11 protein-coding genes are annotated in these 13,326 nt (G+C 69.7%); 9 read left to right on the forward strand and 2 right to left on the reverse strand.

All coding sequences use genetic code 11. The annotated features are described in order from the left end of the window. From VLG41_RS13510 to VLG41_RS13535, 6 genes are all read left to right on the forward strand, one after another. A partial coding sequence (locus VLG41_RS13510) for a nitroreductase (protein ID WP_325349925.1) occupies window positions 1–385 on the forward strand: 385 nt, incomplete at its 5' end. Between the two features lie 35 nt (window positions 386–420). Further along, window positions 421–768: an FKBP-type peptidyl-prolyl cis-trans isomerase gene (locus VLG41_RS13515; RefSeq protein ID WP_325349926.1), complete on the forward strand. Its 348-nt coding sequence runs from the start codon at window positions 421–423 to the stop codon at window positions 766–768. 14 nt (window positions 769–782) lie between these two features. Further along, a complete protein-coding gene (locus VLG41_RS13520; RefSeq protein WP_325349927.1) occupies window positions 783–2,195 on the forward strand; it encodes a sodium:proton antiporter in 1,413 nt (470 codons plus the stop codon). A gap of 46 nt (window positions 2,196–2,241) precedes the next feature. Next, the gene (locus VLG41_RS13525) at window positions 2,242–3,240 is read left to right on the forward strand and encodes a D-glycerate dehydrogenase (RefSeq protein WP_325349928.1); all 999 of its coding nucleotides are present in this window, start codon (window positions 2,242–2,244) and stop codon (window positions 3,238–3,240) included. A gap of 2 nt (window positions 3,241–3,242) precedes the next feature. Continuing rightward, on the forward strand, window positions 3,243–4,625 hold the full coding sequence (gene rmuC / locus VLG41_RS13530) for a DNA recombination protein RmuC (protein ID WP_325349929.1): 1,383 nt from the start codon (window positions 3,243–3,245) through the stop codon (window positions 4,623–4,625). Between the two features lie 8 nt (window positions 4,626–4,633). Further along, the gene (locus tag VLG41_RS13535; RefSeq protein WP_325349935.1) at window positions 4,634–5,803 is read left to right on the forward strand and encodes an MFS transporter; all 1,170 of its coding nucleotides are present in this window, start codon (window positions 4,634–4,636) and stop codon (window positions 5,801–5,803) included. Here the strand turns inward: VLG41_RS13535 and VLG41_RS13540 are convergent. After that, complete coding sequence (locus VLG41_RS13540) at window positions 5,701–6,459, reverse strand: TetR family transcriptional regulator (protein ID WP_325349930.1); 759 nt, start codon at window positions 6,457–6,459, stop codon at window positions 5,701–5,703. The two genes, VLG41_RS13535 and VLG41_RS13540, sit on opposite strands and share 103 nt — an antisense overlap. Window positions 6,460–6,572: 113 nt before the next feature. Here VLG41_RS13540 and VLG41_RS13545 point away from each other — a divergent pair, with 113 nt between their 5' ends. From VLG41_RS13545 to VLG41_RS13555, 3 genes are read left to right on the forward strand one after another with little or no spacing between them, the layout of a single operon-like run. Further along, window positions 6,573–7,784 carry an efflux RND transporter periplasmic adaptor subunit gene (locus VLG41_RS13545; RefSeq protein ID WP_325349931.1) on the forward strand — a complete coding sequence of 404 codons (1,212 nt, stop codon included), beginning with the start codon at window positions 6,573–6,575 and terminating at the stop codon, window positions 7,782–7,784. An 11-nt stretch (window positions 7,785–7,795) separates the two neighbouring features. Then, window positions 7,796–10,954, forward strand: a complete 3,159-nt coding sequence (locus tag VLG41_RS13550) for an efflux RND transporter permease subunit (protein ID WP_325349932.1) — start codon at window positions 7,796–7,798, stop codon at window positions 10,952–10,954. Beyond that, window positions 10,941–12,326 (forward strand): efflux transporter outer membrane subunit, encoded by a 1,386-nt coding sequence (locus VLG41_RS13555; protein ID WP_325349933.1) that lies wholly within the window; start codon window positions 10,941–10,943, stop codon window positions 12,324–12,326. The genes VLG41_RS13550 and VLG41_RS13555 overlap by 14 nt, the downstream gene beginning before the upstream one ends. A 15-nt stretch (window positions 12,327–12,341) precedes the next feature. Here the strand turns inward: VLG41_RS13555 and VLG41_RS13560 are convergent, their stop codons facing one another. After that, window positions 12,342–13,232, reverse strand: a complete 891-nt coding sequence (locus VLG41_RS13560; protein WP_325349934.1) for a TIGR00730 family Rossman fold protein — start codon at window positions 13,230–13,232, stop codon at window positions 12,342–12,344. Window positions 13,233–13,326 lie beyond the last annotated feature (94 nt).

Raw genomic sequence — 13,326 nt, forward strand, 5'->3', positions numbered from 1 at the left:
CGGCTGGGGCCTGTACGGGCTGCTGGGCATCGCCAAGGGCGACAAGGACAAGATGCACGCGCAGCACCAGCGCAACTTCCGGTTCTTCGACGCCCCCGTGGGCCTGATGTTCACGCTGGACCGGGTGATGGGCCGCGGCTCGCTGATGGACTACGGCATGTTCATGCAGAACATCATGGTGGCGGCGCGCGGCCACGGCCTGCACACCTGCCCGCAGGCGGCCTGGAACGGCTTCGCGAAAATCATCCTTCCGCACATCGGTGCGGGCCCCGACGAAATGCTGGTCTGCGGCATGTCGCTGGGCTATGCCAACCCGGACGAGCCCGTCAACGGCTTCCACACGCCGCGCGAGCCGGTGTCGGCGTTCACGCGCTGGCTGGGCTGAAGCGCCTTCTTCCTTTTCTTTTTCAGGAGACACCCATGATCACCACCCCCAGCGGCCTGCAGTACGAAGACACCGTGGTCGGCCAGGGCGACGAAGCCCAGGCCGGCCGCCCGGTGCAGGTGCACTACACCGGCTGGCTGTACGTCAACGGCGCTGCCGGCAGCAAGTTCGACTCCAGCAAGGACCGCGGCCAGCCGTTCGAATTCCCGCTCGGCATGGGTCACGTGATCCGCGGCTGGGACGAGGGCGTGCAGGGCATGAAGGTCGGCGGCACGCGCCGCCTGGTGATCCCGCCCGAACTGGGCTATGGCGCGCGGGGCGCCGGCGGCGTGATCCCGCCCAACGCCACGCTGCTGTTCGAAGTCGATCTGCTGGCCGTCTGAGCGAGGAGCGTCGCGTGAGATTCCCGCTGTCCAGGGCGCTGGCCCTGTTGTCTCTGCTGTTGCCCGGTCTGGCCGCGGCCGCCGATCTCGACGGCGCCCAACTGTCCGTGTGGTGGGGTGTCCCCTTCGCGGGCGTGCTGCTGTCCATCGCCGTCATGCCGCTGCTGGCGCCCATCTTCTGGCACCACCACTTCGGCAAGGTCTCGGCGGCCTGGGCATTGGCCTTCCTGGTGCCCTTTGCCATCACCTTCGGTGCCGGGGCCACCGGCGCGGCGGTGGTTCACGCGGCGCTGGCCGAGTACATCCCCTTCATCATCCTGCTCACGGCCCTGTTCACGGTGGCCGGCGGCATCTTCGTGCGCGGCAACCTGCACGGCAGCCCGGGGCTCAACACCGGCATCCTGGCCATCGGCGCGGTGCTGGCCAGCTTCATGGGCACCACGGGCGCCTCCATGCTGCTGATCCGCCCGCTGATCCGCGCCAACGACAACCGCAAGCACCAGGTGCACGTGGTGGTGTTCTTCATCTTCATCGTCTCCAACGCAGGCGGCGCACTCACGCCGCTGGGCGATCCGCCGCTGTTCCTCGGTTTCCTCAAAGGGGTGAGCTTCTTCTGGACGCTGGAGCACCTGTGGGCCAAGACGGGCTTCATCGTGGGCGCGCTGCTGCTGATCTTCTACCTGCTGGACAGTTGGTACTACCGCACCCGCGAGGAGGTTCGCGCGCCCGATCCGACGCCGGACACGCCGCGCCTGGGCTTTGACGGCGCGGCCAACTTCGCCCTCCTGGGCGTGGTGGTGGTGCTGGTGCTCCTGAGCGGCCTGTGGAAGTCCTCCGTCGTGTTCAACATCGCCGGCACCGAGGTCGGCCTGCCCGGCATCGTGCGCGACGTCGGCCTGGTCATCGTCACGCTGCTCTCGCTGCGCATCACGCCGCAGAGCGCGCACGAGGGCAATCAGTTCAACTGGGGCCCGATGCTGGAGGTGGCCAAGCTGTTCGCGGCCATCTTCCTCACCATCATCCCGGTCATCGCCATGCTCAAGGCCGGCGTCGACGGCCCGTTCGCGTCCGTGATCCGCGCGGTCACGCACACCGACGGCTCGCCGAACAACGCCATGTACTTCTGGGCCACGGGCTTGCTGAGTTCGTTCCTGGACAACGCGCCCACCTATCTGGTGTTCTTCAATACCGCTGGCGGCGATCCGCAGGTTCTGATGACCACCCTGGCGCCCACGCTGATCGCCATCTCGGCCGGCGCGGTCTTCATGGGCGCCAACACCTATATCGGCAACGCACCCAACCTCATGGTCAAGGCCATCGCCGAAGACCGCGGCGTGAAGATGCCCAGCTTCTTTGGCTACATGGCCTGGTCGGTCGGCATCCTGGTGCCGCTGTTCCTGGTCGTCACCTGGATCTGGTTCCTCTGATCCGTTCCCTCGAACAAACACAAACACACCCAAGGAGACCCGCCGCATGGCCGCCAAGCCCGCCATCCTGATCAGCCGCAAGATCTTCCCCGACGTCGTGGAGCGCCTGCGCCAGCACTTCGAGGTCGATCACAACGACACCGATGGCGTGCTCGCGCCGGCCCAGCTCATCGAGCGCCTGCAGGGCAAGGTGGGCGCGCTCACCACCGGCAGCGAACGCATCGACGGCGCGATCGCGCAGGCCGTGCCCTCGCTGCGCATCGTGGCCAACATCGCGGTGGGCTACAACAACTTCGACGTGCCCGCGCTCAGCGCGGCCGGCGTGCTGGCCACCAACACGCCCGACGTGCTCACCGAGACCACGGCCGACTTCGGTTTCGCGCTGCTCATGGCCACCGCGCGCCGCCTCACCGAGAGCGAGCATTTCCTGCGCGCCGGCCAGTGGAACCGCTGGGCGCTGGACATGTTCGCGGGCGCCGAGGTGCATGGCAGCACGCTGGGCATCCTGGGCATGGGCCGCATCGGCCAGGCCATCGCGCGCCGCGGCGCCCTGGGCTTTGGCATGAAGGTGATCTACAACAACCGCTCGCGTCTGGACGAGGCCACCGAAGCCGGCTGCTGCGCGCGCTACGTGGACAAGGCCACGCTGTTGCGCGAGGCCGATCACCTCATCCTCGTGCTGCCCTACAGCGCCGACAGCCACCACGCCATCGGCGCGGCCGAGATCGCGCAGATGAAGCCCACGGCCACGCTGGTGAACATCGCGCGCGGGGGCATCGTCGACGACGCCGCGCTGGCCCAGGCGCTGAAGGAGCGCCGCATTGCCGCCGCGGGCCTGGACGTGTTCGAGGGCGAGCCCAGGGTGCACCCGGACCTGCTCACCGTGCCCAACGTGGTGCTCACGCCGCACATCGCCAGCGCCACCATCCAGACGCGCCGCGCCATGGCCATGCTGGCGGCCGACAACGTGATCGATTACCTCACCACCGGCCAACCGCACACACCGCTCAATGCCGAGATCCTCGGAAAGGGCGCGCGGACTTGATCATGGACACCTGGCTGCTGATCGCGCTGCTGGCGCTGGCCTTCGTGGGCGTGGTGCTGCAGATCCTGCTGTGGCGGCGCAAGCCCGCGCCGGGGGCGGCGCTCGACGAGATCGCGCACCGGCAGACCGTGCTGGCGCAGCTGAACCAGATCGCGCAGCGCGTGGAGCACGTGGAAGGCGAGCTGCGTCGCGAGGTGGCCGACAACGCCCGCCACGCGCGCCTGGAGCAGCAGCAGAGCCTGAGCCGCTTCCAGGAATCGCTCACCGCGCAGTCGGCCGAGACCACGCGCACGCAGAACGCGCAGCTCGACGGCTTCGCGCAGCAACTGGTGCAACTGCGCGGCGCCCTGGGCGACGCGCTCACGCGCCAGCTGCAGGACATGAGCGAGGCCAATGCGCGCCGCCTGGCCGAGATCCGCACCACGCTGGACGCGCAGCTGACCCAGCTGCAGCAGGGCAACGCCGCCAAACTCGACGAGATGCGCGCCGTGGTGGACGAGAAGCTGCAGAGCACCCTGCAGGCGCGCCTGGGCGAGAGCTTCAAGCAGGTGGCCGACCGCCTGGAGCAGGTGCACAAGGGCCTGGGCGAGATGCAGACCCTGGCGCAGGGCGTGGGCGACCTGAAGCACCTGCTCACCAATGTGAAGACGCGCGGCATGTTCGGCGAAGCGCAACTGGCCGCGCTGCTGGAGCAGGTGTTCGCGCCCGACCAGTACGCCGCGCAGGTGAGCACGCGCCCGGGCTCGCGCAACGCGGTGGACTTCGCGGTGCGCCTGCCCGGCCGTGGCGACGACGGCGCGCCGTGCTGGCTGCCGATCGACGCCAAGTTCCCGAACGAGGACTACGAGCGACTGCTCGACGCGCAGCAGCGCGCCGACGTGGACGGCGCCGAGATCGCGGCGCGGGCCCTGGAGCAGCGCATCCGCCTGGAGGCGAAGTCCATGGCCGAGAAATACCTCGAGCCGCCGCACACCACCGACTTCGCCATCCTGTTCCTGCCCACCGAAGGCCTGTACGCCGAGGTGCTGCGCCGCCCGGGCCTGATGGAGCTGCTGCAGCGCGAGCACCGCGTCACCCTGGCCGGGCCCACCACGCTGATGGCCATGCTCAACTCGCTGCAGATGGGCTTTCGCACGCTGGCGCTGGAGAAGCGCAGCAGCGAGGTCTGGCAGGTGCTGGGCGCGGTCAAGACCGAGTTCGGCAAGTTCGGCGACACGCTCGCGCGCGTGAAGAGCCAGACGCAGACGGTGCTCAATACCCTGGACCAGGCCGAGGTGCGCAGCCGCGCCATGGGCCGTGCGCTCAAGACCGTGGAAGCGCTGCCGCAGGAGCGCAGCAGCGCGCTGCTGCCGCTGGACGATCCCACGGAGCCCGAGGCCAATTGAACCCCCGTCTGCGCGTCGATCTCGCGCGGCTGATCGCCTCGCAGATCAGCGTTCACGCCTGCATGACGGGCTTTCGCATGGCCGCACCGCTGATGGCGCTGCGCGAAGGCCACAGCGCGCTGTCGGTCGGCGTGTTGCTCGCGCTGTTCGCGCTGGCGCCGGTGTTCCTGGCGCTGCCCGCCGGCCGCTTTGCCGACCGCCACGGCCTGCAGCGTCCCGTGCGCCTGGCCGTCACGGTGGCCAGCCTGGGCGCCCTGGTGGCGGTGGCCTGGCCCACGTTCTGGGTGCTCTGCCTCTCGGCCACCACCTGTGGCGCGGCCAGCGGCCTGGCCATGATCGCGCTGCAGCGCCACGTGGGCCGCCTGGCGCACGACGCCACCGAGCTGCGCCAGGTCTTCAGCTGGATGGCCGTGGGCCCGTCGATCTCGAACTTCCTGGGCCCGGTGCTGGCCGGTTTCGTGATCGACCACGCGGGCTTTCGCTGGGCCTATCTGGTGCTCGCGCTGCTGCCCTGGCTGGCCTGGTGGTGGGTGCGCCGCACGCAGGAGCTGCCGCGCGAACCCGCGCCCGAGGGCGTGAAGCGCGGCTCGTCCTGGGACCTGCTGCGCGAGCCCGACTTCCGCCGCCTGATGGCGCTGAACTGGATGCTGTCGTCCTGCTGGGACGTGCACACCTTCCTCGTGCCCGTGCTCGGCCACGAGCGCGGCCTGAGCGCCACCGCCATCGGCGCCATCCTGGGCGGCTTCGCGCTCGCGGCCACGGCCATCCGCGTGCTCATGCCCTGGATCGCCGCGCGCCTTCGCGAGTCGGCCGTGATCGCCACGGCCATGTTCGCCACCGCCACCTTGTTCGCCCTCTACCCCTTCGCGCACCTGGCCTGGGCCATGGCCACGCTGTCGGTGCTGCTCGGCTTCGCGCTGGGCTCGGTGCAGCCCATGATCATGAGCATGCTGCACCAGATGACGCCGCCGCACCGCCACGGCGAGGCCCTCGGCCTGCGTGCCATGGCCATCAACGGATCGAGCGTGGCGATGCCCTTGCTGTTCGGCTCGGCCGGCGCGGCCGTGGGCGTGGCCTACGTGTTCTGGGCCGTGGGGGGCCTGGTGGGTGTGGCCTCGCCGATGGCCTGGCGCCTGCGGCCGGCGTTGCCGACGCCTCCCGAGCGCGCGCGTCCCTGAGCCGCTCTCGCGCCGGCGGGCCGCGTCCACGGCAGCTCGAAGCCCAGACCGCGCAGGTACGCGTCCAGCGTCTGCCGCCCGATGCGCACGAGGTCGAAGGCCTCGGGCTCGAGCAGCCAGTTGTGGATCAGGCCATCGATCAGCGCGTGCAGGCCCAACGTGGCCGCGGGCAGGGCGATGGACAGGGCGCCACCCTGGCGGTGCACGGCCTCGCGCAGGGCGGTGCGCGTCAGCGCCTGGCACTCGTTGAGCACCTGCACGTGGCGCTCGTGCACGGCGCGCATCTCGTCGGTGCGTTCCACCTTCTGCATCGCCACCTCGAACACGCGCCGGGTGCGCTCGTCGTGCGCAATCTGGTGCAGGGCGTGCAGCATGACCTGGCGCAGGGATTGCAAGGGCTCTGTCTGCTCGCCCGCGTCCTTCGCCATTTCGGCCAACGCGTCTTCCATCGGCAGCGTCACGCGCTCCATCATGGCGTTGAACAGGTCCGCCTTGTCCTTGAAGTGGTGGTAGACCGCGCCGCGTGTGGTACCGGCCGCGGTGGCGATGTCGCCCAGCGTGGTGCTGGTCACGCCCTTGGCCTGGAACAGGCGCTCGGCCGCGTCCAGCAGCCGGTTGCGTGTCTCCAGTGCTTCGACTTTGGTGCGTCGGGCCATGAATGGGCTGTGAAGTGGTGGGGGTTTCGATTACAAGAGCGTCACTATACATACATTCACGTATGTATACTCGTCGCTTTCGTGCCTGGCCCGACGTTCCTCGAGGTTATTCCATGCCCAGTTCGTTCCCGTTGCCGCGCTCGCGCGCGGCCAAGACCCTTGTTGCCATTGCCCTGGCCGCCCTGGTGGCCGCCTGCGGCCAGAAGGAAGGCGGGGCCCCGGCCGCCGGTGCCGGCGCGCCGCCGCCGCCCGAAGTGGGCGTGGTCACCGTGGCCCTGGGCGATGTCGGCCTGATCAATGAACTGCCGGGCCGCCTGGAGGCCTCGCGCGTGGCCGAGGTGCGTGCGCGTGCCGCCGGCATCCTGCAGCAGCGTCTGTTCCGCGAGGGCAGCGAGGTCAAGGCCGGCCAGCGCCTGTTCCAGATCGACCCAGCACCCTACAACGCCACGTTGCAGAGCGCGCGCGCCACGCTGGCGCGCGCCGAGGCCAACCTCACGCAGGCCAAGGCCCTGGCCGACCGCTACGGCCCGCTGGTGAAGGAAAACGCCATCAGCCAGCAGGAGTACGCCAACGCGCAGGCCGCGCAGAAGCAGGCCGAGGCCGATGTGGCCGCCGGCCGCGCCGCCGTGCAGACCGCCAGCATCAACCTGGGCTACGCCAACGTCACCGCGCCCATCAGCGGGCGCATCGGCCGCGCGCTGGTGACCGAGGGCGCGCTGGTGGGGCAGGGCGAGCCCACGCCGCTGGCCGTCATCCAGCAGATCAACCCCATGTACGTGAACTTCACGCAGTCGGCCTCCGAGGTCTACCGCCTGCGCCGCGCCTTCCAGAGCGGCTCGCTCAAGGGCGCTGGCGACCAGGTGGCGCACGTGAAGATCGTCCTGGAAGACGGCTCGGTCTATGGCCGCGACGGCCGCCTGCTGTTCTCCGACCTCACCGTGGACAGCGCCACCGGCCAGGTGACGCTGCGCGCCGAGGTGCCCAACCCCGATGGCGTGCTGCTGCCCGGCCTGTACGTGCGCGTGCGCATCGAGCAGGCCACGGCCGGCAACGCCGTGCTGCTGCCGCAGCAGGCCGTGACGCGCACCGCGCAGGGCGACTCGGTGATGGTGGTCGACGGCGAAGGCAAGGTCGCGCCGCGCAACATCACCGTGCGTGGCCAGCAGGACGGCCAGTGGGTCGTGACCGATGGCCTCAAGGCCGGCGAGCAGGTCATGGTCGACGGTTTCCAGAAGCTGCAGCCGGGCGGCACCGTCAAGCCCGTGCCCTGGCAGAAGCCTGGCGACAAGAAGCCCAACGGCGCCACGCCGTCCAAGGCGAGCTGAGGTAGTCGCACATGGCGAAGTTTTTCATCGACAGGCCCATCTTCGCGTGGGTGATCGCGTTGTTCATCATCGTGATGGGCGCGGTCTCCATCACGCAGCTCCCCATCGCGCAGTACCCGCCGGTGGCGCCGCCCTCCATCTCGATCAACGCGACCTACCCCGGCGCCTCGGCCAAGACGCTCGAGGACTCGGTGCTGTCCATCATCGAGCAGGAGATGAACGGCTCCCCCGGTCTGATCTACATGGAGTCGGTGGCGCAGGCCAACGGCACCGGCTCGATCACGCTGAGCTTTCAGCCCGGCACCAACGCCGACCTCGCGCAGGTGGACGTGCAGAACCGGCTCTCGCGCGCCTCGCCGCGACTGCCGGCGGCCGTGACGCAGCAGGGCGTTCGCGTGGACAAGGCGCGCAGCAACTTCCTGCTGTTCACCATCCTCACCAGCGACGACCCCAAGTGGGACCCGGTGGCGCTGGGCGACTACGCCACGCGCAGCGTGCTGCCCGAGATCCAGCGCGTGCCCGGCGTGGGCCAGGCCCAGCTCTTCGGCACCGAGCGCGCCATGCGCATCTGGATCGACCCGGCCAAGCTGCTCGGCTTCAACCTGAGCGCGGCCGACGTGAACGCCGCCATCCGCGCGCAGAACGCGCAGGTGTCGGCGGGTGAGATCGGCGCGCTGCCCAACGTGGCGGGGCAGGGCATCTCGGCCACCGTGGTGGTCAATGGCCAGCTCGCCTCGGTCGAGCAGTTCGGCAACATCGTGCTGCGCGCCGATCCGGGCGGCGCCACCGTGCGCCTGAGGGACGTGGCGCGCATCGAACTCGGCGCCCAGGCCTACGCCACCTCGGCCCGCCTGAACGGCAAGCCCTCCACCGGCATCGGCGTGCAGCTCTCGCCCAGCGGCAACGCCCTGGCCACGGCCGACGCCGTGCGCGCGCGCCTGACCGAACTGGAGCGCTTCTTCCCCGAGGGCATGAGCTGGGTCATTCCCTACGACAGCTCGCGCTTCGTGCGGATTTCGATCTCGCAAGTGGCCGAAACGCTGCTGGAAGCGGTGGCGCTGGTGTTCCTGGTGATGTTCCTGTTCCTGCAGAACTTCCGCTACACCGTCATCCCCACCATCGTGGTGCCGGTGGCGCTGCTGGGCACCTTCGCCACGCTGCTGGCCATGGGCTTCTCCATCAACGTGCTGACCATGTTCGGCATGGTGCTGGTGATCGGCATCGTCGTGGACGACGCCATCGTGGTGGTGGAGAACGTCGAGCGCATCATGAGCGAGGAGGGCCTGCCACCCCTGCAGGCCACGCGCAAGGCCATGGGCCAGATCTCCGGCGCCATCATCGGCGTGACCGTGGTGCTCATCTCCGTGTTCGTGCCGCTGGCCTTTTTCGCCGGGTCGATCGGCAACATCTACCGCCAGTTCGCGGCGGTGATGGGCGTGTCCATCGCCTTCTCGGCCTTCCTGGCGCTGTCGCTCACGCCGGCCTTGTGCGCCACGCTGCTCAAGCCGGTGGCCAAGGGCCACCACGTGGAGAAGAAGGGCTTCTTCGGCTGGTTCAATCGCGGCTTCGCGCGGACCACCAACGGCTACACCCGCACGGTCAGCGGCCTGCTGCCGCGCGCCGGGCGCATGCTCATCGTCTACCTCGCCATCGGCGCGGGCGCGGCCTGGGTGTACACCAGCCTGCCCAACTCCTTCCTGCCCAATGAGGACCAGGGCACCATGCTCGTGAACGTGCAACTGCCCCCGGGCGCCACGCAGGCGCGCACGCTGGAGGTGATGCAGCAGGTCGAGGACTACATGCTCAAGCAGCCCGAGGTGCAGAGCATGGTCAGCGTGCTGGGCTTCAGCTTCTCGGGCCAGGGCCAGAACGCGGCGCTGGGCTTCATCACGCTCAAGGACTGGGACGAACGCGACGACCCCGCCAACGCCGCCGAGGCCGTGGCCGGCCGCGCCTTCGGCGCGCTCTCGGGCATCCGCGACGCCTTCATCTTTCCGCTGAGCCCGCCGCCGATTCCGGAGCTGGGCGCTTCCTCGGGCTTCAGCTTCCGCCTGCAGGATCGCGCCAGCCTGGGCCGAGAGGCCTTGCTGCAGGCCCGCAACCAGTTGCTGGGCCTGGCCGCCAAGAGCCCCGTGCTCACGCAGGTGCGCCCCGACGGACTGGAAGACGCGCCGCAGCTGCAGCTCGACATCGACCGCGACCGGGCGCAGGCCCTGGGCGTGGGCTTCGACGCCATCAGCGGCGCCATCGGCACCGCGCTGGGCTCCAGCTACGTGAACGACTTCCCCAACGCCGGGCGCCTGCAGCGCGTGGTGGTGCAGGCCGACGCGGCGGCGCGCATGCAGCCCGACGACCTGCTGCGCCTGAACGTGGTGAACAACCGCGGCCAGGCCGTGCCGCTGTCGGCCTTTGCCTCGACGAAGTGGATCACCGGCCCCATGCAGACCGTGCGCTACAACGGCTACCCCACCATGCGCATCAGCGGCAGCGCGGCCCCGGGCTACAGCACGGGCGCGGCGCTGGACGAGATGGAGCGCCTGGCCGCGCAACTGCCGCAGGGCATCGGTTTTGAATGGACCGGCACCTCGCGCGAGGAAAAGCTCGCCGGCGCCCAGGCCATCGTGCTCTATGGCTTCGCCATTCTCGCGGTGTTCCTGTGCCTGGCGGCGCTCTATGAAAGCTGGACCATCCCGCTGTCGGTGATCCTGGTGGTGCCGCTGGGCGTGATCGGCGTACTGCTGGCCACGCTGCTGCGCGGCTATCAGAACGACGTGTACTTCCAGGTCGGCCTGATCACCATCATCGGCCTGTCGGCCAAGAACGCCATCCTGATCATCGAGTTCGCCAAGGACGTGCAGGCCCAGGGCAAGAGCGCCATGGAGGCAGCCCTGGCCGCGGCCAAGCTGCGCTTTCGCCCGATCATCATGACCTCGATGGCCTTCACGCTGGGCGTGCTGCCGCTGTTCCTGGCCTCGGGCGCGGGCTCGGCCAGCCAGCGCGCCATCGGCACCGGCGTGGTGGGCGGCATGATCTCCGGCACCTTGCTGGCCGTGATCTTCGTGCCCCTGTTCTTCGTGGTGGTGCGCCGCTTCTTCAAGGGCAGCGAACGCCAGCACCAGCGCGACCGCGAAAGCGCCCGCGCGCATGGAGTCGACAATGACGAATCGTGATCTCACCACCCGCCTGAGCCCGCTGGTCGCGGCCCTGCTGCTGGCCGGCTGCTCGATGATCCCCACCTACGAGCGCCCGGCGTCGCCGGTGCCACAGGCCTACCCGCTCGCGGGCGAAGCCAGCGGCGTGCCCAGCGGGGCCGACACCGCCTGGCGCGACTTCGTGCAGGACGCGCGGCTGCGCGAACTCGTGCGGCGCGCGCTCGACAACAACCGCGACCTGCGCGTGGCCACGCTCAACATCGAGCGTGTGCGCGCGCAGTACCAGATCCAGCGCGCCAACCAGTTCCCCAGCATCGGCCTGGCCGCCAGCGGCAACCGCCAGCCCGACGGCACCGGCGGCATCCAGAGCACCTACAGCGTGGGCCTGGCGCTGAGCACCTGGGAGATCGACTTCTTCGGCCGCCTGGGCGCGCTGAAGGAGGCGGCACTGGCCGAGTACCTGGCCAGCGAGCAGGCGCGCAACGCCGCGCAGACCAGCCTCGTGTCGGCGGTGGCCAGCAGTTGGCTCAGCCTGCAGACCAACGAGGCCCTGCTGGCCATCACGCGCCAGACCCTGGCCACGCGCGAGGACTCGCTGCGCCTGACCAAGCTGCGCTTCGACAACGGCGCCGCCTCGGCGCTGGACCTGCGCCAGGCCGAGTCGCTCGCCGCCACGGGGCGCGCCGCGCTGGCGCAGCAGCAGCGGGCGCGCGCGCTCGACGTGAACGCGCTGAACCTGCTGGTGGGCGAGGCCGTGCCGGCCGAGCTGCTGCAGGTGGCCGAGGCCGAGACGGCCGTGCTGGCCGACGTGCCGGCGGGCCTGCCGTCCGACCTGCTCACGCGCCGCGCGGACATCCGCCAGGCCGAGCAGACCCTGATCGCGGCCAACGCCAACATCGGCGCGGCGCGCGCGGCCTTCTTTCCGCGCATCACGCTCACGGCGAGTGCGGGCACGGCCAGCAACGACCTGTCGGGCCTGTTCAAGGACGGCTCCTGGGGCTTCACGCTCAACCCCGTGGCGCTGCTGCCCATCTTCGACGCCGGCCGCAACCGCGCGGGGCTGGACTCGGCCGAGGTGTCGCGCGACATCGCGGTGGCGCAGTACGAGCGCGCGATCCAGACCGCATTCCGCGAAGTGGCCGATGCGCTGGCGGGCCGCGCGACACTGGCCGACCAGTTGCAGGCGCAGCGCGACCAGGTGGTGGCCGAGGAAGACCGCTTCCGCCTGGCCGACCTGCGCTACCGCAACGGCGTGGCCAGCTTCCTCGACGTGCTGGACGCGCAGCGCTCGCTGTTCGCGGCGCAGCAGGCCGAGGCGCAGACGCGCCTGGCGCTGCAGCAGAACCGCGTGGCGCTGTACGCGGCGCTGGGTGGGGGCTGGCTGGAGTGAACGCTGGCCAGTGCGTCAGCCCGCCGGCAGCTGATAGAACTTCACGATCGCCTCCCAGGCGACCTTCGGATCGTCCACGTACTGGAAGAGCTCCAGGTCCTCGGGAGAGATCGTGCCTTCTTCCACCAGCACCTCCAGGTTGATCAGGCGCTTCCAGTAGTCGCTGCCATACAGCAGGATCGGCACCGGCTTGGACTTCTTGCACTGCACCAGCGTGATCACCTCGAACAACTCGTCGAGCGTGCCGAAGCCACCGGGGAAGGCCAGCAAGGCCTTCGCGCGCATCATGAAGTGCATCTTGCGCAGCGCGAAGTAGTGGAACTTGAAGCTCAGCTGCGAGGTGATGTACGGGTTGGCCGACTGCTCGTGGGGCAGCGCGATGTTGAGGCCCACGTTGAGCGCGCCTTCGTCGTGCGCGCCCCGGCTGGCCGCTTCCATGATGCCCGGGCCGCCACCGGTGCAGATGAACAGCTTGTCGCTCTCCGGGCAGTGCGCGCTGTACTGCGCCACGATGCGCCCGAACTCGCGCGCGCGGTCGTAGTAGTGGGCGTTGCGCATCAGGGCGCGCGCCCGCGCGATGGCGCGCGGCTCGCCCGAGGCCTCGGCCGCGCGCAGGGCCGCCTCGGCTTCGCTCAGTTCGCGGAATCGGGCGCTGCCAAACACCACGATGGTGTTTTCGATGCCCAGTTGCTGCTGCGCCAGATCGGGCTTGAGCATTTCCAGCTGCATGCGGATGCCCCGCGTTTCGCGGCGCAGCAGGAACTCCGGGTCGGCGAAGGCGAGGCGATAGGCATCGGCCAGCAAGGGGTTGCCGCTGTCCGAGTGGGCCTGCAGTTCGGCCCAGGCATCGGCCAGGCGTCGTTCGGTGATGTCGTGATCGGCTTCTTGGGTGTTGGCTTCGGTCATGTTCTTCACTCGGGTGTCAAAGCCCCAGGGCCAGCGCCAGTGGCACGAAGACCACCGCCAGCGCATTGCCCACCATGATGGAGGCGGCCACTGT

Source organism: Hydrogenophaga sp., assembly GCF_035481345.1.
Taxonomy (GTDB): Bacteria; Pseudomonadota; Gammaproteobacteria; order Burkholderiales; family Burkholderiaceae_C; genus Hydrogenophaga.

Bases quoted from the DNA above. Each gene is read 5' to 3' on its own strand.
- VLG41_RS13515 (WP_325349926.1), top strand. From the start codon at position 421: ATGATCACCACCCCCAGCGGCCTGCAGTACGAAGACACCGTGGTCGGC.
- rmuC (WP_325349929.1), top strand. From the start codon at position 3,243: ATGGACACCTGGCTGCTGATCGCGCTGCTGGCGCTGGCCTTCGTGGGC.
- VLG41_RS13540 (WP_325349930.1), bottom strand. From the start codon at position 6,459: ATGGCCCGACGCACCAAAGTCGAAGCACTGGAGACACGCAACCGGCTG.
- VLG41_RS13525 (WP_325349928.1), top strand. From the start codon at position 2,242: ATGGCCGCCAAGCCCGCCATCCTGATCAGCCGCAAGATCTTCCCCGAC.
- VLG41_RS13545 (WP_325349931.1), top strand. From the start codon at position 6,573: ATGCCCAGTTCGTTCCCGTTGCCGCGCTCGCGCGCGGCCAAGACCCTT.
- VLG41_RS13550 (WP_325349932.1), top strand. From the start codon at position 7,796: ATGGCGAAGTTTTTCATCGACAGGCCCATCTTCGCGTGGGTGATCGCG.
- VLG41_RS13560 (WP_325349934.1), bottom strand. From the start codon at position 13,232: ATGACCGAAGCCAACACCCAAGAAGCCGATCACGACATCACCGAACGA.
- VLG41_RS13555 (WP_325349933.1), top strand. From the start codon at position 10,941: ATGACGAATCGTGATCTCACCACCCGCCTGAGCCCGCTGGTCGCGGCC.